This window comes from Acinetobacter sp. WCHA45, from assembly GCF_002165255.2.
Taxonomy (GTDB): Bacteria; Pseudomonadota; Gammaproteobacteria; order Pseudomonadales; family Moraxellaceae; genus Acinetobacter.
In genome coordinates this window covers 1-22,689 of the sequence record NZ_CP028560.1, presented here as the reverse complement: position 1 = coordinate 22,689, position 22,689 = coordinate 1, and the positions used below count along the sequence as shown (strand labels likewise).

General features: G+C 37.8%; 14 protein-coding genes and 2 pseudogenes. 6 read left to right on the top strand and 10 right to left on the bottom strand.

What is annotated here, in order from left to right:
* Positions 1–13: 13 nt before the first annotated feature.
* From CDG55_RS00220 to CDG55_RS00195, 5 genes and pseudogenes are all read right to left on the bottom strand, one after another.
* Positions 14–226: pseudogene (locus tag CDG55_RS00220) on the bottom strand (TIGR02391 family protein); the annotation flags it as partial.
* 201 nt (positions 227–427) lie between these two features.
* The gene (locus CDG55_RS00215) at positions 428–5,584 is read right to left on the bottom strand and encodes a DUF4011 domain-containing protein (protein ID WP_039047814.1); all 5,157 of its coding nucleotides are present in this window, start codon (positions 5,582–5,584) and stop codon (positions 428–430) included.
* Positions 5,585–6,038: 454 nt separating this feature from the next.
* Entirely contained in the window at positions 6,039–9,233 is a 3,195-nt protein-coding gene (locus CDG55_RS00205) for a site-specific integrase (protein WP_074163991.1), read from the bottom strand.
* Positions 9,234–9,237: 4 nt separating this feature from the next.
* The gene (locus CDG55_RS00200) at positions 9,238–11,577 is read right to left on the bottom strand and encodes a hypothetical protein (protein ID WP_111313890.1); all 2,340 of its coding nucleotides are present in this window, start codon (positions 11,575–11,577) and stop codon (positions 9,238–9,240) included.
* 12 nt (positions 11,578–11,589) lie between these two features.
* Positions 11,590–12,054: a hypothetical protein gene (locus CDG55_RS00195; protein WP_000911011.1), complete on the bottom strand. Its 465-nt coding sequence runs from the start codon at positions 12,052–12,054 to the stop codon at positions 11,590–11,592.
* A gap of 273 nt (positions 12,055–12,327) precedes the next feature.
* Between CDG55_RS00195 and CDG55_RS00190 the strand changes: the two genes are divergently transcribed.
* From CDG55_RS00190 to CDG55_RS00170, 5 genes are all read left to right on the top strand, one after another.
* Positions 12,328–12,495: a YhfG family protein gene (locus CDG55_RS00190; RefSeq protein ID WP_087537545.1), complete on the top strand. Its 168-nt coding sequence runs from the start codon at positions 12,328–12,330 to the stop codon at positions 12,493–12,495.
* 12 nt (positions 12,496–12,507) lie between these two features.
* The gene (locus tag CDG55_RS00185; RefSeq protein ID WP_046267492.1) at positions 12,508–13,104 is read left to right on the top strand and encodes a putative adenosine monophosphate-protein transferase Fic; all 597 of its coding nucleotides are present in this window, start codon (positions 12,508–12,510) and stop codon (positions 13,102–13,104) included.
* A gap of 349 nt (positions 13,105–13,453) precedes the next feature.
* Entirely contained in the window at positions 13,454–13,711 is a 258-nt protein-coding gene (locus tag CDG55_RS00180) for a hypothetical protein (RefSeq protein ID WP_004726728.1), read from the top strand.
* Positions 13,712–14,631: 920 nt separating this feature from the next.
* Positions 14,632–14,937 (top strand): helix-turn-helix domain-containing protein, encoded by a 306-nt coding sequence (locus CDG55_RS00175; protein ID WP_000366814.1) that lies wholly within the window; start codon positions 14,632–14,634, stop codon positions 14,935–14,937.
* Positions 14,937–16,202: a type II toxin-antitoxin system HipA family toxin gene (locus CDG55_RS00170; protein ID WP_000934717.1), complete on the top strand. Its 1,266-nt coding sequence runs from the start codon at positions 14,937–14,939 to the stop codon at positions 16,200–16,202. The genes CDG55_RS00175 and CDG55_RS00170 overlap by 1 nt, the downstream gene beginning before the upstream one ends.
* Before the next feature lie 1,416 nt (positions 16,203–17,618).
* Here the strand turns inward: CDG55_RS00170 and CDG55_RS15415 are convergent.
* The 4 genes from CDG55_RS15415 to CDG55_RS15400 form a co-directional block, all read right to left on the bottom strand.
* Positions 17,619–17,762 carry a hypothetical protein gene (locus CDG55_RS15415; RefSeq protein ID WP_153565456.1) on the bottom strand — a complete coding sequence of 48 codons (144 nt, stop codon included), beginning with the start codon at positions 17,760–17,762 and terminating at the stop codon, positions 17,619–17,621.
* A 199-nt stretch (positions 17,763–17,961) separates the two neighbouring features.
* The gene (locus tag CDG55_RS15410) at positions 17,962–18,105 is read right to left on the bottom strand and encodes a hypothetical protein (protein WP_153565456.1); all 144 of its coding nucleotides are present in this window, start codon (positions 18,103–18,105) and stop codon (positions 17,962–17,964) included.
* 543 nt (positions 18,106–18,648) lie between these two features.
* A complete protein-coding gene (locus CDG55_RS15405; RefSeq protein WP_153565456.1) occupies positions 18,649–18,792 on the bottom strand; it encodes a hypothetical protein in 144 nt (47 codons plus the stop codon).
* A gap of 543 nt (positions 18,793–19,335) precedes the next feature.
* Positions 19,336–19,479 (bottom strand): hypothetical protein, encoded by a 144-nt coding sequence (locus tag CDG55_RS15400; RefSeq protein ID WP_153565456.1) that lies wholly within the window; start codon positions 19,477–19,479, stop codon positions 19,336–19,338.
* Positions 19,480–20,577: 1,098 nt separating this feature from the next.
* On the opposite strand from CDG55_RS15400, the pseudogene CDG55_RS00165 reads away from it, so the two are divergent.
* A pseudogene (locus CDG55_RS00165) lies at positions 20,578–21,668 on the top strand (IS3 family transposase).
* Between the two features lie 82 nt (positions 21,669–21,750).
* Here the strand turns inward: CDG55_RS00165 and repM are convergent.
* Positions 21,751–22,689: a replication initiation protein RepM gene (gene repM, locus CDG55_RS00160; RefSeq protein WP_002046604.1), complete on the bottom strand. Its 939-nt coding sequence runs from the start codon at positions 22,687–22,689 to the stop codon at positions 21,751–21,753.

Sequence of the window (22,689 nt, the reverse complement as noted above, 5' to 3'; positions counted from 1 at the left end):
TCTTGTCTTTCCCTTATGGCGATACGGCCGCTAATTTCGTGGTGCCATCCAGCTTGCGGTGAATCAGCGATACCAGCGTCAGGATGTCCAGTGAATCCTGTTCGGACATGGGCTAATTCGCCTTGGGCGCATGAGTCAGCGGATTGCGCACGGCGCCGAACAGGCCGATCAGCAGGTTGGCAAAGCCTTTTTGCTCGCTCTTCTCGGACTCGGTGGTGAGCGGTCCCTAGGATGAATAAAGCGCCAAACGGCGCTTTATTCATTATCAAAATGCACTTAATCTGATGACCCTTAAAAATGCCTGTTCATTGATCTGACTTTTCCCCGTCACATATAGTTCATAGAATTTACGACTCGCATGGACCATGCAACCCAAGTCAATGAGTTGATTTAAAGCATGCTTTTCATCCCTAAGGTTTCAGACAATTTAAGCAACCTGTTGATTAATTTTGATCTCATCCAATTCTTTTACCAATTTAGCTAAGTTCTGCTCTGGATCCAGCCACCAATCAACTGTCCACACTGATAATACCTGCCAGCCTAACCCATTTAATACTGTTGGTCTGAGCTGATCACGGTCTCTTGCTGTAGCTGCTTTAGCGTAGTTTTCACCATCTACTATAATACCTGCAAGATAACTACCTGAATTCAAATTATCCTTAATTGCTATATCTACACAACTATCTCCCTGACCTATACCAAGGTCCACACTCCAGCCTTGTTCTTGCAACTTAGTTTGTAGGTACTGTAGGAATTCTTTTTTAGCCTGCTGTTTACTTTGGTCAGCATAATTTAAATGCAACTGACCACTACGAGCAAAAACTAAGAAGTCTTTTAAATCCCTTACACCCTCACTATTAGTGCGTGCCAAATTAATTTCTTCAGGACTCAAAGCAGAGAAAACATGTAATCCTTGACGAGCGCGAGTAATTGCTACATTTAGACGGCGCTGACCACCTTGACGATTAAGCGCGCCAAAGTTCATAGATAATCGACCATCACGGTCTTCTGCGTAAGTAATTGAGAAAACGATAATATCACGTTCATCTCCTTGCACATTTTCTAAATTCTTAACAAATAAAGGTTCAATGCCTGACTTACTCAATGTCTCTAACTCAGGGTGATTAGCCAATTCATTATCCAGCAAATCTTCAATCAACTTCTGCTGAGTCATATTGAAAGTGACCACACCTAAAGTCAAAGGATTCTCTTGCCCTAACTGTGACTGTAAATGCTGAATAATAAATTCAACAATTGCCTTTGCTTCATTACTATTGGTACGTGTATCACCTTTGTCGTATACACCCTCAACCACATGTAGTTTTACAGCTGTATCCTTAGCAACAGGTGCAGGGAAAGTAAATAAACCACCTTTGTAGTATTTCTGATTACTAAATTGAATGAGACTTTCATAACGACTACGGTAATGCCAATTCAAAGCTAATTCTGGTAACTGAGCAGCAAGACATTCATCCAAAATACTCTCCAGATCTTCAGTCACCTCCTCATCAACCTCTTCTTCAGAATCGCCTTTACCGAAGAAACTGGTTGGTGGCATTTGTTTATTGTCACCCACCACGATTGACTGTTTACCTCTCGCTAATGCACCAATTGCATCCCATACAGGAATCTGTGATGCTTCATCAAAAATTACTACATCAAATTTTGCTTCTGTGTCCAGATATTGGGCAACTGATAATGGACTCATTAATAAACATGGTTTCAAGCCAACTAAAACATCAGGAATTTGACGCATCAACTCTCGTACAGGAATATGACGGCGTTTCTTACCCAACTCTTTGTTAAGAACAGTCCATTGCCCTTTGTAGTGGTTTTGTTCTATAAAAATATTATTCCAACGGTGAATAATTTCCTGACTTGCAGAAAGTTGGTGTTCTTTATCCTGCTGGGCAAAGGACATTATTTTCTGTTCATGTTGTTGGCTGTTAAATTGGTTTAACTCTGGATGCTGACTAAATTGATGCGTAATCCAGTGTCTCGCTAAATTAATATTCAGGCGTTTTAGGGCATCATCCACATTCAATGGGGCATTCAAAAGCTCAAATGCCAATGGTTTTAACCCATGTTGAATCAACTGGCTCTTTATAGCCTGCCAATTTAACCAATGTCTCCAAGATGAACTGTGTTGCTGCAACTGCTGTTGTCTTTCGATAATTTTATTAAAATCAATATCTGAATATGAGGTAATCGCAGTATCACTCTTCAGGACATGATCATTCAGCAATTGCCTAAACGTATTCTCCACCTGAGCGATATTCTGTGTCAGCTCATCCAAAGTATGATTTTTACTAAACTCTACAGCTTTTAATAAAGTTGCTTGATCAGTAATTGACAACGCAACTATCTGCTTAATTTCTTGCCACTGATTGTGAATAGCTTCAAAACTTTGCCATGCGCTATCTTCACCCTGCCAATAAGAACCAAGCTTACTCGCTAACAGTTTTTCACATTCAGTAAATTGTAATTGTTGGCTTTGGATATGCTGCAAGATTGGTAAGTCATGGGCAACTGCCAAAGCTGTTGGGCGTTGAGTTGAGTCTTGATAAGTTTTGACTAAGTTTCTCAGCTGGAATTTAGCAAACCATGAAAATGGGAACATTTTTGATTCTGCTTCACGCCATTTAAAGCCAATTTGACTTAAATCTGCTTGATAAATTTGAGATTGGTATTTCCCTACTAATGAAGAACGCTGTTGCTTAAGATCTTGCGTTAAGTGTTTTGTCTGGGTAATGGTTTTTAAATCGATATCTTTAATCGCATTTAAGAGTTTTAAGTCTGTTTGCTGAACCAGATTAGATATTGCTTTAAAAATCGCAACATCCTGATTAACCTGACTCAGATTCTGCTTTTCACTGAATCCAAAAACCTGTTGCCAAGCAGAAATAGACTTTTGTAATTGTTGTATCTGACCTACAAGTTGGTCCTGTAATAGTTGATATTGCTCCTGCCATGCCAGATTCCAGATAGGTTCGGACAAGCCCTCCGCAAATCCATCCAATACGTCTTTAGCATTTTCATTTACTAGCTGACGCAAGCTTACTGCTTGTGTCACCGTCTTATTCAGCAACTCACGCTTTTCTGATGTTAGTGTTGAAATTTCAATCTCAGGAAAACGTAGATGTGGTGTATCCCGATAACAAAGTTCATCACTCATTGCGGCATACAGACTCCAACCGATCGCATGTACGGTATGGAGATTATTTACATGCTGATTCAGTTCATCACGAGACTGGATTAATTTGTCCGACAACTTTTGCCATTCTGTTGTCTTTAGCTGAGCACTTAGAAAATATGGGTCATTGTTCTTCTGTGCTCTTTCCCGCAGTTGATCCAAAACCTGCATTTTCTGCGCTTTGGAAGAATGTAACTGCAAGCACAACTCACTCAAGCCAATCTGTGTCAAACGACGATAGACAACCTCTAAAGCTGCCATCTTTTCAGAAACGAACAACACAGATTTACCATCTGCTAGACACTGTGAAATCATATTTGTAATGGTCTGGGACTTACCTGTCCCAGGAGGGCCAGAAAGTACAAAAGTACGTCCTAATGCGGCGGACATAACTGCTGCTAACTGTGACGAGTCAGATGATAACGGTGTAAAAAATTGTTGAGGTTGATATCGTTGGTCTAGTTGAGCGGGTTGCGGAAAATCATCCTGTTTAATGAATGGTTCTCGTGGTGATTCAATCAGATGATTTACTACAGATTGATTTTTAAGTTGATCCATTCGTGTAGACAAATCAAGCCACATTAAATATTTTGAAAATGAGAACTGACCAATGGCAGCCTCAGCTTTAACTTCCCATCCTGGTATATTCACAATAGCCTTACGCACAATATGTAAGACTTGGTTAACATCTATCCCAGAATCATCTGCCGGCAAAGGGTTTAAACCCGAAATATCTAGTTCAAAATCCTGTCTTAATAATTGTAATAAAGTTGAATTAAAGCGAGGCTCATCATCATACATATACAGGCGATAACCTGTTTTAGCGGTCTCGCGGGTGATCTGCACAGGAATAAGTAGTAGTGGCGCTTTAAAAGTGCGTTTTGAACGCTCTGACTCTTTCCATTCCAGAAAGCCAATAGCAAGAAATAGTGTATTCGCTCCTCCCTCTTCTAAAGCAGTACGTGAGGCACGGTAAACCTCAATTAGGCGCTTTTCCAGTAAGGGTGTATCAAGTGGACTAAACAATAGTTTTCTGGACAGGCTATCATCAACATATTGATTGATATGTTGGCTTTCATTGTCACGCTGGACATCTTTTAGCGAGATGCTATCAATCCCCTTAAATAAGAAACCCTCTTGGTTCGCCAATGCATCTTCAAGTTTCCCCAGTGTTAACTCAGAACATTGTAAGGGTATGCTGTAACGATTGTCCTTAAAGTTTAAGAGCTTGTTACGGAGACTTAGATCAAGCAAACGGCGCAACCAGCGGTCAACCCGCGTGGCTTTACTTTCTACAGGACGTTCAACATCATATACAGGAATAGATGCAGGCGCCCATTCAATTTCTGTTTCATCCAGATGATTTTTCTTATCCTGATATGAGGAAATTGGTTTAATGCCACGCAACCGGGACTGGCGAACATCAATCGCAAGATAGAACTTATGCTGGCGGGATTCATCTTTAATGTACTGTTTTGCTGTTTCAAGTGCGGATGCAAACTTTACTTGTTGTGTGAGCAGCGTTGTTTCTATAAAAACAACTTCACCCAAATCATAACGCTTTCTTAATGCTTGAATATCATCAATGATCAAGTCAACATTTGGCGTCTCATTTAACCAAACCCCAAGATACGAATGTCCTTCTTCAATAATAAGTAAAGTATCTAAGCCTATTTGTTCAGCCAAGGCACTTAAAAGTATTGTCGTGTCTAAACAACATGCTAACTTCTCGTCAAAAATCTGCTTTGCCAAACGTATTCTTTGGCCCGATTTAACAAAGCTTGCTGGGTTAACAATATAATGAATATCTTGTTGTAATAAAGACTCCCATAAGGCATTCAGTTGAGATAGCACAGAATCTCTATCTCGCTCTTGATAACCACTTAATGAACCTAGTTCTTTTGCTTTTAAAATTTCACTGGCCTTAACCAAAATTGGGCTGAGTGCTGAAGCATTGGGTTGTGAAAAACTCGCCAATAATTCTATGGGTTGGCGTTCCCCACCCCAAGTATCAATGGTTAATAAATCAATCTCTGCCCGCTGCTCTGCCAGTATCTCTTCCTTTTCATTCAACCAAAGGATTTCAATACTGCCTTTAAGATTCTCAGGTAACTCCTGCAATAGTTTGATATCAAAAACTAATTTTGGCTTATCAAGAGCCAAGAATTGATTGCCTTCCAAGTTCGCAATATTGATAGTGTGTTCTTTGAAATAATCAGGATTAGAACGAATAACGATTCGAGAACCAGAAATCGTTTCAGTTGAAGAGATTAGGATTTGTCGAATCAGAGGAACTGAATTTTGCTGTAAAACAAAATTCAAAGCTGAAGCACAATCAACCTGCAATGAATATTTTGGATCAAGTTGTTGGTTATTTTCATCTTCTAGCATTATTATCCCCTTTGCAATTTAATCAAACCGAATTAATGGCATGCTTAAAATGCTAAAATCACAATTTTAAATAGTTGATATCTTGTTTTAAAATTATACGAATAACAATAGTTCTCTTACACAAATCATTTCTTTCTCAATTCTATATTGTAAATTCCAACAATTAAAAGAAATCCCATACGCAGTCTTTTACCTCGATTTCGGTAACGCTCGGCTTTGTTGCCCAAAGATTTGAAGATTAAATTTGCCCAAGCTGCCTCAGAATAAGCTTAATTTGATCCCTGTTTATCTTGTGGTTGAGCTTACCCTATCGATATGTTTCCTCGATTGATCAAGGATTTATTGTAAGAGCACCAATTCGTTGTACGGTAGACTTAAGGTATAGGCTTGAGCAAAAAAGCCGTTTACTTATGACCAAAGAAATTTTTAAACAATACCTTTTAGTTAGCTTAGGCTATTTAATCCAAAGCTCATCTTCCTGCATGATTTTTAACATTAGATTAAATAAAACCAGAACTGTCACATTTTTATTAGAGTCTATTCTTTGAAAACTGAATTGAACTCTTCGCTCAGGTGCATTCATATTAACTGGATAATTTTGTATACCTAAATTTAGCTCTTCTCCTAATATTGGCTTCATTCCAGCAATAAAACTTCTAATTCGTTGCTCATCGTCTTGATCTCGACATACAAAATGCAAAAAATTCTTACGTAACTTACCAAAGTGTAATAATATTTTTAGAGCATCAATCTTGTTCTTTCTTTGATATATGTCAGGCCTATTCTCTTCTTGATCGTACAAATCAAGGAAGGTATTGCGTTCATTAGAACGAGACAATTTCCTGGCTTTATTGTGAAGATCCTCAAACCAACCTTCATCTATAATCTCTCCCTCAATATTTTCAACTTTTAAGTTAAATTTTTGGGGGCTCATCCATTTAGTGCACATCAATTGACATCGCTGCAGCCATACTTGAGCTTGGGGATCTTTGCTACGGGCATCTCTAAAATTTATCAAACGTTGATAAGGTGTCAGAGTACTATTCTCGATACTAAACTTCTTCTCTTGTTGGCCAACCATTGTGAATGGCTGTGTTTGCTGATGATAAGAATCAAACCATTTCTGCTGCTGAGTATAACGATTTAAGTTTATGTACTCTGTACTTGACTTCACTGGACCAAAACACTGTTCTAATACTTTTTTTGAAATGATACACGGCGAATTATAAATTCGATCGACTGCTAATAAATCCAAAACATGAAGGTAATTTGAAGCCGTTTGCTCAATACTGCTATGCCCCATCCAAGAGGCGAGCACCTGCCATTTATGTTGAATAATCTCTTCTTGAGCACGTGCTTTCATACCAAACAATAAATCCCTCATCTTTTTTGCTTTTACCCAAGGACAATCTGTGTAGGTCTTGATCATTTCTTTTGAACCGAGCAAAGTTATTGCTAGATAGTTAGCAGCACTGTGGCGTAATGTATGAAAACTAAAGCCATGATGCATACCTAATATTTGACTAAACAAATCTACTGTAATTTTGCTGATACATTGATCAGTTAATACACGATGATTCACACTAAAAAGTTGATCATCCTGCTGATTAACCAAATATTGCTCATAACGATGTTGTATGTAACGTTGTACTACTAAAAACTCATGTTCTGACAATGCAATTTTCAATGGTATTTGACGATTCGCACTTCGCGTTTTCAGACGGCGATATGAATTGTCTTGGATATGAAGCGTGATATTATTAAAAACTGTATTTTCTTTTTCTTTATAAAGTAGCTCTGGGCAAATAATATCTTGTATTTTAAGACAACGAACTTCATTTAATCGAAGTCCAGTTCTATAACTTAGTAAATACATCAGCTTTAAACAACTCAGATGATCGACCCACTCTGATGCCGTTGGCTCTTGACTTAAATTTTCTAGTTTTTCCAATAATTTGCCAAATAGCAAAGGACTCACTAGCCGTGCATTGCAAATTTGTAAATGCTTAAAACTTGAATTCTGTAACACCAATACCCCTGGAGCATCATAATTCTCTATACAGAATTGATGAAAATCTTTTAGGCGACCAAAACGGTATTCTGCGCTTTGGTGCATCTTACGAGAGGTTTTTCCTTTCACCGAATCTCGTTGAACTGCTTTTTCATCACGTTCACTGCTGTATTTCAATAGCTGCCGATATAAATCCTCATAGTCATCTATGGATTGTTGCTTTAAATCTAATTTATTGAGCCAAATCTCAAATATAAATTCTTTGCCAAACGATCCTAAGTAGCTTTCAATAGTTGATAATTGAAGCCCTCGTTTTTTTAAATGCATTAACCAGTGAATTAAGCGTAGTTGAGCATCAATTAAAGACTTTTCCTCCGTATTAGCATCAACTATCTTCTCCTCTAACACCCTTCTAGTTTCTTGCCAAAAACGTAGCGTGCGTTCTTCTTTATTCCTCTTTTTATCTAAACGCTCAACTTTTTGACCTTTACGTTTCTTTTGACCAAACAACATCAACTCATACGGAATCGTTTGTAATTTGCTTTGAACAGTCGGAACTTCAGGAAGTAACTGCTCTTGTTCAAAATGAATAGGGCGATTATCTGGTTCTGTGACTTGATTGTAATCATTATTCCACAGCAATCTAAATTCGGATGGCCTTAAAGCAACAGTATTAATCTCTTGCTGAAGCACATTACTCAAAAATATATCTATGCTGAGGTTTGGATTAAATTCGAGTACCATTTGCACATCATTAAATGCACGAAATCCACGGCGTTTAATTTGATATTGCAGATCCCCAAGACTTTTTTTCCTGCCTATCTTACTCAAGCTTTCTAAAATACAATCTTCAACTGAATGTTGCAGACAAAATTCTTTCTGAGTAGCTTTCAACTTTTTTAAATATTGCAAAATGAACTGCGCATATGGGTTAAAAAAAACATGTTTCCATTGGTACAACTTTCCCTGTTCTACATCGTTGCCATATTGAGAGTTTTCAACACGATAATGTAGTAACAATGGATTAGTGATTTTTTTGTAGTCCGAATGGTATAACCGAAAACAATTCAGATCTGTACCAAGCTCAATGGCCTCCTGCAATTGCTTCTGAATAGCAATCAAATGCTGTTCATCTGCACAGCCTGAAATATATATAAAACTTAAGCATAAATTTCCCCATAAGTACTTTGGTTCATTCCAATATTCAAATGAATCTTGCCAATACTGCCTTAATTCCTTAAGTACATGGATATGTAGATGCCCCTGTTCTAACCGTGACTCTGTACTCTCAATTTTTCTAGGCAGTACGATCCGTTTAGTATGTGGATTTAGCTTAATTCTGTATGATTTTTTATCTACATTCTGGTTGAATTGCTTCCTTCTTTTATTAAATTCATCTTCAGTAAATTGCATCAGTTTTGATTGTTCGTCTCGGCTCAACTTTTGACTCAAACAATCAACACTATCTTTAATGTCATGCCATTTTTCAGCGATCTGCTGATCAAGTTTTTGCTGCATTTCTTTCGTCAATACTTCAGGTGGAGAAGGCTGTCTATCTAGCGACTTTTTCACCATTTTATGAATATCAACAAATAGATCATCTAGTTGTGGTTTTATTAGTTCTTTGATTTTTTGCATACAACTATTTTCGCTCTAAGTGTTTAATCGATAAAGATTTGACATTATCTTGCAATTGCTGGCGGGCTTGCTGTACATAGACATTCGGGATAAGTGAAGAATGCGGATGAAAAGCCTCTCGGTCACGTTGGTCATGACCATACAGGGCCTGAATTAAGTGAAAAGCTAATGCTGGTTTACCCTCTTGCTGCTCATGCATCAAAAAATTCATATCAAAATGGCGTAACCAATTTGAATACATATTTCTGGGAAAAATCTCTCGCATATAGGCATTTACCCAGCTCCTTGATAACGGGATTAACTTAATTTTTTTACTCTGCCACTCTTTGACAGTCATCGGAAGGCTCTCGTTACTAACTAGGACCATTCCAAAAAGATCATTTATAGTAATTTTCTTCTTTACAAAGACTTGTCTAAAAAATAAACCGTATGCTTCAATAATTTGTTCTAAAAAAGTAGTGTAATTTTGCAATGCTTTGATGAAAAAATCAGATAATGGGATAAAGCGACCATCCTTTCTTGCCTTACTATTTTTCTTATCATTCACATATAAAAGCTTGAGCTCAACACAATAATCATCCAAATTCCCCAACAGGTTTTTTTTAGGCCGACTTGCCAAACTCAACAAACTGATATGCCACATCCAACACGCATATGCATTAAGTTGATTAATAATGTGCTTATCTTCTTGGATGTTTTCGTGACAATGTCTATGTAAAATATGGAATTGCTCTTTCACAAAATTGGGTTCAAGTGCCAGTTGGCTCCCTATCCTTCCTATAGATAATGCAGATTGCACTTTGAATTGTTGTTGCAATATTTTTAGTTCAGCCGTGTCTTCAGTAAAATGTGTGGAATGTGGTGTAAGTGCTTTTTCTAAAAAGGCTAGATATGTGCTACTGAGTTGAGTTTTCGGTAGCCCGCCATAATAGATACCAGGCATGTGATGCTGACTATCCCGCCCAGCAATTACATGAGCAAGATATTCATTATATGTTTCATAATATATATGAAAATATAATTGAGCCTGCAGTTTTTCTACAGTGATCGAACCTACAAACCGATTATCAAGCCAATTCTTAAGCTTGGTATTAATATAAGCTGAAGATATAGATGGATTATCTCCTTGCTCGATGTAGTCAAACCATGCCGCAGGTAGATGTAGTTGATGCGACATCTCTTCATTCCATCGCACATGATTAAGACGCTGTATTTTCTGCTCTGAAATTTTTAAATCTAAATTGAGTAAATATTCCCGTCGTTTTCGTGAACCTTTTTGGATCAAAATTCCATCTTGAATAAGCTCGTTAAAATTCATCAGTGCAACGGGTGATAATCCTGTCAACAGTGATAATAAACATGCAGCAGCTATTGCAGCATCTTTCCAGTTTCCAAATAATTCGGCTCTTAGTACATATACAACTTGCTTCAGTACGTCCGGCGCTAAATAATGAGGATTTGTAATAAATGGAGCATGCCGGCGTTGGCGATGACGCGTGTAATGCGCAACATAATCACTAATTATATGATTAAATTGTTTAGTCTTTTCATCTTCTGAATATAACTCTACTTCAGCGTCTGCAAGCTCAATTTCACCATCTTCATCTTTGTGAAGAGCGGCATCATGAAAACTGATTTTTGCGTTATATCCGACATCTTCTTGCTTACCTGATTTTATTTCACGAAATATTCTGACTTCGTTTTTAGTTGGCCATTGTAAAGCTTTCCGTTCTTTTGACTTACGTTGACGAAGAACAACACTACGATCATCTAGTCGTATAAATATGATCAATAGTGCCGATAAATATTCAATTACTTTTATTTCTTGAAAATCATTAATATTAAAAAGTTGATTACGATCCTCGTTTTTCAAGCTACGTTCGTACATGACATAACGATTTAATAGCTTACTGCATTCTTCAAATAATTCAGCATGATTAGAATGCAGCACATATCGTGATACATAACGCAAGAGATCACAGACCTGTTTTTTCTTATTCTCACCTTTAGGAATTTTTGAAAAATCTTGGTAATGTCGATAAGTTAAAAAACTTGCTTGCAGAATCAGATAACGTTGAGACGACAGCTCTTGAGTATTACTAGTATCAGGAGATGCAAAATAACTTAAACAAGCTAGCAAATAATAATTACCAATTTGCCTCGTACTAGATATATAGCCGTATATCTGTTGCGCCTTCTCATATAGCGCATGGGCTTTTTCACGTAAATCATCTGATAGATCGACAAATTGTGTATTCACAACATGATTGCGTAATAAACAATAATCTTTTTGGAATTTTTCTGCTAAATCTAAGAATTGCTCTTCTGTTTCAATCTTTGGCATATTCGCTTTCGCTTAATTTTTTATCAAATTGCATTGGTTAAATTCATTACGATCTGAACAATTTGGTAAAAGTTGATCTTTTATTGAACTCTTTGTCAGCTTAAAAAATCTAGCAAAAAATTTAGCATCCAGCTCTTTCTGAGCTTTTCTCTCAAAGCACAAGTGTTGCTGTGATTTTTCGATAAAATCATCAAGATTATGTATCAACTGTAAGATTGCAACATAATTAGAATGTACACGTAAGCATGGCTCCGTTTGCATTAATAGCAATATTTTTTGCCAAATTTTCACATAGATTATTTTGAACTTTGCTTGTACTACTACTTTCTGGCTCTGTTTAATCTTTTTGATTTTCAGTAGTTCTGAGTTAATTTTTACTATCTTAAATTGAACATTTTGTCGCTCAAAGCAAAAGGGCATGATAAATTGCCCCATAAATATCTCTATATTTTTTACTAAATAGTCAAATTTTAACATTTTTATCGATATAAAAAATGAGCATATCTTTGTATATTAAAATTCATTTAATTTATCAACTAAATTTTCTCAAAATTACAATTATCAACAAATACATATGGTTTACTTATCATGGGTGGTCTAAATTTTAAGAATTCTTCCACTTTTTTTTAGTTTTCTGTTATTACATGAAATAATACTGTTGCTTTCTATTTTGAAATATTAGGTGCAAGGCATTGATCAAATGATTCTCTGCTATACTTATTTCACGTATAGCATCAATGGAGTTTAGAAATGCTCAGAACCACTGAACAGAAAAAAAAATATATTCAAGCGACACGCGTGCAAAACTATCAAGCCAGCCTAAAGCTTGAAGGCATTACAACGACAGCTCAAATAACTCAACAGAGTAAAGCTGAAATCTTGCAAAAATATAAGAAATATTCGCAACCCGAATCTTAGTCAGGTGCATGTATGGATAAATATGGGGAAATGGGTGATAGCCTATATTGTTACCCTGGCACAAACACCCTAAAGAACAAACTCAATATCCGCGATGAACATATTTTAGAGCAAGCCGAACTGGAACTCTCTGGATTGGCGAGCAGCCTAATTGAATATGCTGAACCACCCTACGACTTAAAATACTTAAAATCAATTCATTCACAGCTTTTTGGCGACTTATACGACTGGGCAGGAAAGTTAAGACAAATCGATATTTCCAAAGGTGACACCCGTTTTTGTAATTTTTCCCGTATTGAAATTGAAACCAATAAACTACTCAAACCGCTTCAAGAAAAAAAATACTTTCAAGGCTTAGCACCACAACAACTGATTCCTCAACTTGCCGACTTGTATTGTGAGCTTAATGTCATACACCCATTCCGTGAAGGTAATGGACGTACACAACGGATTTTCTTTGAGCATCTGATTGCTCATTGTGGTTATGGTATTGATTGGTCTCGCATTGACTCTCAACAACAATGGATTCAAGCCAATATTGAAGGTTTTTATGGTAATTTAAATCCATTAATTAAGATTTTTGAAATATGCTTTATTCAAAATACCTAAAATTTAAGTAGTCGAAGCCCACAATCCTTAATGAGCCATCATCTTTGCTTCAATCCACTGATTAATTTCCCAAATAAACCAACAATCACGATTCTTAGAAATCTTAATACTCTTCGGGTAATTTAGGATCGTAATATTCAGATTACTTATCCAGAATTGAATAGATCGTTAACTTAGATAGACTTTTAAGCAATGTAACTTGCCGCATGTTTATCAACATATGTCTCAAAAAAGTCTGCCCATACATAGATTTATGGCGTTTAGTGCTTAAATTTCAGATTAATCTTCGTCTGATGACCTGAATGGATGTTACAGATTACATGCAGGTGAATTACTCTGTGGCTGTATCATGGCTTTTGTGCAATCCAATCCATTTGATCCGAATGTTCTCTTTTGCAATAAAGCAGCCTCTTCTGCTTTTCCTGAACCAACGAACTATGTCATTGATTTGATTCAACCGACAACAGTGATGCTGAATCAAATCTCCAAAGAAGGGATTAAATGCAAGAAATGTGGTAAGAAAAAGATAGGGGATGGAAGTTATTATCCGTCTAATTGGAACCAGCCCATGAGTCGAGATCAGTTGAGTAAGAATCATTTTAAATGAATAAGAGAAGGATGGCTTACCTCACTTCTCCGAATAACAATGCTATGCTTTTCAACCAAGGTTATAAATTGGCAACTACATTTCATTCTTCTTCATGCTGGTCCTATAGCCTGTAGACAATTACTACATCATTTGCATTCAATGCTCAATACAGCCTGTCAGCAGAACCGCAGCGATACTTTTTTTCGTGCATACATGTAGTGTTTAAATCCATTCATTTTTCAATGATCCTCTGCCGTTTATCACATTTATGGTCGATCTTTAACCTTGTGAAAAATGCACATACCGATCCCTTCAAACTGTCAAATTTATGTATGCATGACATTTAAAGAAAATTATCTGATCAATTTTTTTAGGTAAAATTCATCAAGAAAAAAGTTATTATTATTCATAACATCACCAATAACCACATAAAAACAATAATTTAATAAATTATTCTTCCAATTTTTTTATATTTAGTGTTATTACCTCTAAATCCATGTTTACCACCTTCTATTACATAAGTAATTTAGAAGTATCCACGATATAAATTGCTTGCCCTCACACCTCTCCCCTCTCACGCCCAAAAAATTTATACTGAAAGGCAGATTAAGCCCGTTCGAGTTACATATAGCCGCATGCTATATTGAAAGCATTAAGAAAATATCCTCAATATTTATAGGATTTTTAAAGTATGAACTAATTTTCGAAGAACCCTTTCTAAGTAATGTGACCTATTAGGAAAAATGAAAATACTGAAATCTCCGTATCAACAATCAGTCAAAGTACATCCTGATGATTTTCTGTAACCGATACCCAAGGACTATACCTACCCTTCTGATGTGCTGTGCAACAAAGCCCTCCTTAGCCACACTATAGCTATAGATTAATTCCATTATTTTGTGATTTAATTAAATTATTCATTCTTAAGACCCAATTTAATGGATTTATATTTCACTAAACCAGAAGAAGTTGTGACTCTTTTAGGTGAGCGTTTACGTAAGCAACGACTCTTTCTGGAGATGTCTCAAGCTGAGGTAGCAGCACGCGCTGGTGTCGGCGTGAATACAGTTTCGAATCTTGAAGCGGGACGAAATGTATCTGTTGAAAATTTAGTCCGTATTGCAATGGTCTTGGGTCGATTAAACGAACTTCAGGAACTATTTAAACCTCAGCTTAACAGTGTGAATGACATTCTTCGCTATGAGAGTCAAAGTAAGCGCCACCGTATTAAGAGGAAGGGATAATGCTCAATAGACTTAATGTTTATTACAACGGTTGGGGCGAATCATGGTTATGGGGAACGCTGATTAGTTCAACAGCCACGACAGGTAGACCCACCATTGCTTTTGAATATAGTCCAGAAGCAATACAGCAAGGTGTTGAGCTCTCTTCTTACTTGCTGCCTTTAAAAGGTCTACCATTCAGACAAGGTTTTCCTACTCATCAAATGGGACTCCCAGGTCCAGTCTATGACGCTTTACCAGATGGTTGGGGCATGATGTTGATGGATCGATATTTCAAAAAAATTGGCTTAAATTCAGCACGAATTGGACCTTTGGAGCGTCTGACCTATATTAGTAGTCACGCAATGGGTGCCCTCTCCTTTGAACCTTGTGTTGCTGACATGCAAACCTCAGAAAATATCCCTTTACAACAACTAGCCCAGGAAGTTCAAGAAGTACTCAAAGGTGAAGGTGGTGAATTTCTACAGCATTTATTGGTCATGGGTGGCTCCCCTCAAGGTGCCAGACCAAAAGCGTTGGTTTACCGAGATCCTGTCAATTTAGAGTTTTCGACTCAAGATTCTGATCAACATGAAGCCTGGCTGATTAAGTTTCCTGCTCAGCAAGAGCATCCTGAAGTCTGCGCCATTGAAGCCGTCTATGCAGAATGTTTGCGACTTTGTGCAATTGAGACTCCAGATACCCATTTCTTTAATTTGCCCAATGGTTTAACGGCTTTTGCTTCTAAACGATTCGATCGTCAAAATGGTATGCGGATTCCAATGCAGAGTTTGGCTGCATATACAGGAGCAGACTATAAAGTTCCAGGTAGCCTAGACTATCGCAATTTTCTCCGGGCAACCTTGATGTGTACGCAAGATGTACGAGAAAGATTGCATGCTTTTAAACGTGCTGTGTTTAATGTGCTTTTCAATAATCGGGATGACCATACTAAGAACTTTTCATTTCTCATGGAGAAAAATGGTCAATGGAAATTGGCTCCAGCCTATGATGTGACCTTCTGCGAGGGTCCAGGTGGTTATCATCAAATGGACATTATGGGAGAAGCGCTCAATATTTCCCGAAATGACATACATAAACTCGGTACTTCAGAAGCTAATCTGACTACTCTAGAAGTCGATGAGATCATCTTGACCATGCGTGAAATTGCACTTCAATTTAGTCAAATTGCGCAGCGCCTGTATCCCCATCAAATTCGAGAATCTACCCTACAGATGATTCAATCACGGATTCAACAGAATATTGATTTTTTAACTGAAACCTAAGCGTAAATATAAACTAAGCGCCAACCATCAACTGCAAATAGACTTTGATATAGTTAGTCGCTACATAATCTGTAGAACCTGTGAATTAGCTCTCTTTATAATCACGAATATTAGATGGATCACCGCCAAGATATATTCTGCAAACGTGAAATCACTACATCCAGATCGAAAATCACTAAGAAAAAACTGTCACCAAAAAAAGGTCTGCACTATGGATAGATGCAGACCAAACTCTGGATAACTACCAGCACGAGAAATATGTCGCAATTTTGCATAGACATGAATTTGATAAAATCAGCCCAGAAAGCCAGAAATTCATAAAAACTATTTCATCAATCCCCTATAACTTAATCACGTTCATGGTCGATCTTAAATCTTGTGAAAAGTACTCATGCTGACCTAGCCAAACTGTAAAACTCATGTATTCATAGCCTTTAAATGAATCTTTCAATCGGTATATTTAAGGTAAAAACTAGTAATCAGAAGTTATTATCACCCACATATAAAACAAGGATCAACTTAAAAACAATAACTTAGTAAATTATTCTTCCATTTTTTTTATATTTAGTGTTATCTCATTCACTTGGCTCTGAAAGTTTCTCGCACTGAGTTTATATGCGGACCAATTCGTTGTACGGTAGATTTTAGTTGCTGGCTTCTTCATTCGGAAATTATATTGCTGAATCAGACCTTACAAACAGCTTTGTGCAACAAAGCCGTCTTTAAGTACTTTTTTTAAAGGAAAAATCATCGACTTAAATCTATATTTCCAACAGTGCCACTTTTATCGCTTTAGCACCTCAACTTATTTAAGTGGCGTAACTTACATAACTTATGCATCCCATTTAAGTGACCTCAGTTATAGTATTCCATGTCAGGAATTTGTCCACTTATTCCAATGATGATGAGAACTGCAGCATTGACTTAGATCGCCAGTGCTCAGTACTGACCATCATGTAGCTTTTATCGCTTTAGCGCCTTAACTTATTTAAGTGGCGTAACTTGCATAACTTATGCATCCTATTTAAGTGATGTAAGTTATAGTATTCCGTGTCAGGAATCTGTCTACTTATCAGCGTCCGCGGAACTGCAGGATTTCTGGCTTTGTTGTTCGCAACGAGGGCTAACTCTGGAGTTCCGTATAAGGCATAATCAATAACGACATCTCGGCTGATAATCAGCGCAGTAACTTTAGCCAATCTCGCTGCAATTTCCATGTCAGGAATTTGTCCACTTATTCCAATGATGATGAGAACTGCAGCATTGACTTAGATCGCCAGTGCTCAGTACTGACCATCATGTAGCTTTTATCGCTTTAGCGCCTTAACTTATTTAAGTGGCGTAACTTACATAATTTATGCATCCTATTTAGGTGACCTCAGTTATAGTATTCCGTGTCAGGAATCTGTCTACTTATCAGCGTCCGCGGAACTGCAGGATTTCTGCTTTGTTGTTCGCAACGAGGGCTAACTCTGGAGTTCCGTATAAGGCATAATCAATAACGACATCTCGGCTGATAATCAGCGCAGTAACTTTAGCCAATCTCGCTGCAATTTCCATGTCAGGAATTTGTCCACTTATTCCAATGATGATGAGAACTGCAGCATTGACTTAGATCGCCAGTGCTCAGTACTGGCCATCATGTAGCTTTTATCGCTTTAGCGCCTTAACTTATTTAAGTGGCGTAACTTGCATAACTTATGCATCCTATTTAAGTGATGTAAGTTATAGTATTCCGTGTCAGGAATCTGTCTACTTATCAGCGTCCGCGGAACTGCAGGATTTCTGCTTTGTTGTTCGCAACGAGGGCTAATTCTGGAGTTCCGTATAAGGCATAATCAATAACGACATCTCGACTGATAATCAGTGCAGTAACTTTAGCCAATCTCGCTGCAATTTCCATGTCAGGAATTTGTCCACTTATTCCAATGATGATGAGAACTGCAGCATTGACTTAGATCGCCAGTGCTCAGTACTGGCCATCATGTAGCTTTTATCGCTTTAGCGCCTTAACTTATTTAAGTGGCGTAACTTGCATAACTTATGCATCCTATTTAAGTGATGTAAGTTATAGTATTCCGTGTCAGGAATCTGTCTACTTATCAGCGTCCGCGGAACTGCAGGATTTCTGGCTTTGTTGTTCGCAACGAGGGCTAACTCTGGAGTTCCGTATAAGGCATAATCAATAACGACATCTCGGCTGATAATCAGCGCAGTAACTTTAGCCAATCTCGCTGCAATTTCCATGTCAGGAATTTGTCCACTTATTCCAATGATGATGAGAACTGCAGCATTGACTTAGATCGCCAGTGCTCAGTACTGACCATCATGTAGCTTTTATCGCTTTAGCGCCTTAACTTATTTAAGTGGCGTAACTTACACAACTTATGCATCCTATTTAAGTGATGTAAGTTATAGTATTCCGTGTCAGGAATCTGTCTACTTATCAGCGTCCGCGGAACTGCAGGATTTCTGCTTTGTTGTTCGCAACGAGGGCTAATTCTGGAGTTCCGTATAAGGCATAATCAATAACGACATCTCGACTGATAATCAGTGCAGTAACTTTAGCCAATCTCGCTGCAATTTCCATGTCAGGAATTTGTCCACTTATTCCAATGATGATGAGAACTGCAGCATTGACTTAGATCGCCAGTGCTCAGTACTGGCCATCATGTAGCTTTTATCGCTTTAGCGCCTTAACTTATTTAAGTGGCGTAACTTGCATAACTTATGCATCCTATTTAAGTGATGTAAGTTATAGTATTCCGTGTCAGGAATCTGTCTACTTATCAGCGTCCGCGGAACTGCAGGATTTCTGGCTTTGTTGTTCGCAACGAGGGCTAACTCTGGAGTTCCGTATAAGGCATAATCAATAACGACATCTCGGCTGATAATCAGCGCAGTAACTTTAGCCAATCTCGCTGCAATTTCCATGTCAGGAATTTGTCCACTTATTCCAATGATGATGAGAACTGCAGCATTGACTTAGATCGCCAGTGCTCAGTACTGACCATCATGTAGCTTTTATCGCTTTAGCGCCTTAACTTATTTAAGTGGCGTAACTTACACAACTTATGCATCCTATTTAAGTGATGTAAGTTATAGTATTCCGTGTCAGGAATCTGTCTACTTATCAGCGTCCGCGGAACTGCAGGATTTCTGCTTTGTTGTTCGCAACGAGGGCTAATTCTGGAGTTCCGTATAAGGCATAATCAATAACGACATCTCGACTGATAATCAGTGCAGTAACTTTAGCCAATCTCGCTGCAATTTCCATGTCAGGAATTTGTCCACTTATTCCAATGATGATGAGAACTGCAGCATTGACTTAGATCGCCAGTGCTCAGTACTGGCCATCATGTAGCTTTTATCGCTTTAGCGCCTTAACTTATTTAAGTGGCGTAACTTGCATAACTTATGCATCCTATTTAAGTGATGTAAGTTATAGTATTCCGTGTCAGGAATCTGTCTACTTATCAGCGTCCGCGGAACTGCAGGATTTCTGGCTTTGTTGTTCGCAACGAGGGCTAACTCTGGAGTTCCGTATAAGGCATAATCAATAACGACATCTCGGCTGATAATCAGCGCAGTAACTTTAGCCAATCTCGCTGCAATTTCCATGTCAGGAATTTGTCCACTTATTCCAATGATGATGAGAACTGCAGCATTGACTTAGATCGCCAGTGCTCAGTACTGACCATCATGTAGCTTTTATCGCTTTAGCGCCTTAACTTATTTAAGTGGCGTAACTTGCATAACTTATGCATCCTATTTAAGTGATGTAAGTTATAGTATTCCGTGTCAGGAATCTGTCTACTTATCAGCGTCCGCGGAACTGCAGGATTTCTGGCTTTGTTGTTCGCAACGAGGGCTAACTCTGGAGTTCCGTATAAGGCATAATCAATAACGACATCTCGGCTGATAATCAGCGCAGTAACTTTAGCCAATCTCGCTGCAATTTCCATGTCAGGAATTTGTCCACTTATTCCAATGATGATGAGAACTGCAGCATTGACTTAGATCGCCAGTGCTCAGTACTGACCATCATGTAGCTTTTATCGCTTTAGCGCCTTAACTTATTTAAGTGGCGTAACTTACATAATTTATGCATCCTATTTAGGTGACCTCAGTTATAGTATTCCGTGTCAGGAATCTGTCCACTTATTCCAATGATGATGAGAACTGCAGCAATAAATTATAAAGGCAGGATAGGTGGTTACTTAACCAGCATAAGTTATGTAACTTATGCTAATTCATATTAAAATCACATGAAAGCAATCTTAATTAAAAACTTAGTATGAGAGGGTAATCCCCCCTAAAAAAAATAGGATCTAAAAGTAGAATTTTCTCTTAAGATACGAGCAGGAGATTCTGCATGAAAACATCTAAATTTACTGACAGTCAGATCATGTCCATCTTGAAACAGGCAGAATCTGGCACACCTGTAGCGACCCTTTGCCGTGAACACGGCATGAGTAATGCTACCTTTTATAAATGGCGTGCCAAATATGGTGGTATGGATACATCATTAATGGCTCGACTGAAAGAGCTAGAAGCCGAAAATACCAGACTTAAAAAGATGTATGCGGAAGAGCGATTAAAGGCCGAAATCATCCAGGAAGCGATGGCAATGAGCAGCACTGCTGCGCAAGGGTAAAGCCATCTTGCCGGCGTAAGATGGCACAACAGGCAGTTGCCCAGCATGCCATTAGTATTCGTTTGGCTTGTAAAGCATTTGGCATTAGTGAAACCTGCTACCGCTATCAAGCCAATCTCAGCGATGACAATGCACTCATTGCTGAACAGCTCATTGAACTCACTGAGGAAAATTCCGATTGGGGCTTTGGTTTGTGCTTCTCGTATTTACGGCATGTTGAGAGTTGCTGCTGGAATCACAAGCGGGTTTACCGCATTTACTGTGAGTTGGCACTGAATCTGCGTATTAAACCGAGAAGAAGACTAAAACGGCATGCGCCTGAACCATTGAAAGAACCAATCCGAGAAAATCAGGTTTGGTCATTAGATTTTATGCATGATCAGCTTTCCGATGGTCGCAAGTTTCGATTATTGAATGTGATTGATGATTACCGCCGCGAAGGCCTAGCCATTGAAGCAGGGTTCTCATTGCCCACAATCAGGGTTATTCGTACGTTGAATCAATTGCTGGAGTGGAGAGAAAAACCGTTAGTGATCCGATGCGATAATGGTCCCGAATTTATCAGTCACGAATTTGTGCGCTGGGCTACTGAGCACGGTATTCGTATTGAATATATTCAACCGGGTAAGCCACAGCAGAATGCGTATATTGAACGCTATAATCGGACCATACGTTATAGTTGGCTGAGCAAGCATTTATTTGATACTTTGGATGAAGTACAAGATTATGCAACAAACTGGTTGTGGCATTACAACCATGAAAGACCACATCAAGCTAACAAAGGAAAGCCACCTCTAATGGCTGCTTAACCTCTACTTTTAACTTCGGTTATTTATGGGAGGATTACCAGAGGGCGTGGTCTTTTGTTTAAAGTGACAATTAACTAAAGGGTTACTTCTTGTATTTAGGAGCATAACCAACTTCTAACAAATAAGAAAAATACTTTCTAACATTATCGCTATCAAGAAGATCACTTGATATCCTTTCCTGAAAGTCTTCTAGAGTCTCTCCACGATGTGCGAAATCATTACCAAATTTTGGATAGTTAGTAATATCACATAGCTTTTTAGCAAAGAATATACATTGCTTAGCTGTCAATTTATAAGTTGGCTCTAAAGGAGCACTTGTACTCGTTTTATTTTGTTCTTTTTCTTCAAACATGAAATGTAATTCTGAAATATTTCTTCCCTCCTTTTTTTGTATATAAGAAACAGTAATATCCGTAAATTTGTTAATTTGATTTAAAGCTACGGTAAGAACCCTTTTTTTAAAGTCTCCCATCTTTTTATATTCATCTTCTATCAATCCGAGTTTTGATCTAAGCTCATCTATAGAAATATATAACTTACCAGTTGATCTCCAACGTATGAGTAACTCATACAGGCGAATAGCATAAATGCTTGTAAGTGGTGAGATTTGTTTAAGTTCATATCTTGTGAACTTTTCTTCAAGTTTTACAAATAAGGGGATAATATCTGGTGCAAAAATTAGTTGGACGCATCCCTCTTCCTTAACATAACCAACTTTTGAAACCCACCTACTTTTGTATATTCCTATTTTTCCAGTTATAGGATCTACTGCTTTATAATTCAAATGCCGTTCAAAAAGATTATCACATGCAGATTGTAACGCTTCATAAGATGCTTGACGTCCTAAATTAAACTGTTTCATGTATTCAGAAGCATGAATCGTAAGTATAGTATCAGAAGTAAGTTCTTTCTCAATTTCTCGAGCAGCAATGATCGCAATTAATATTAGCCTTTGCTCAGATAGATTTAGTGAATACGATGCTTCAACCAAATTATTATCTTTATATACTATGTTACTCAT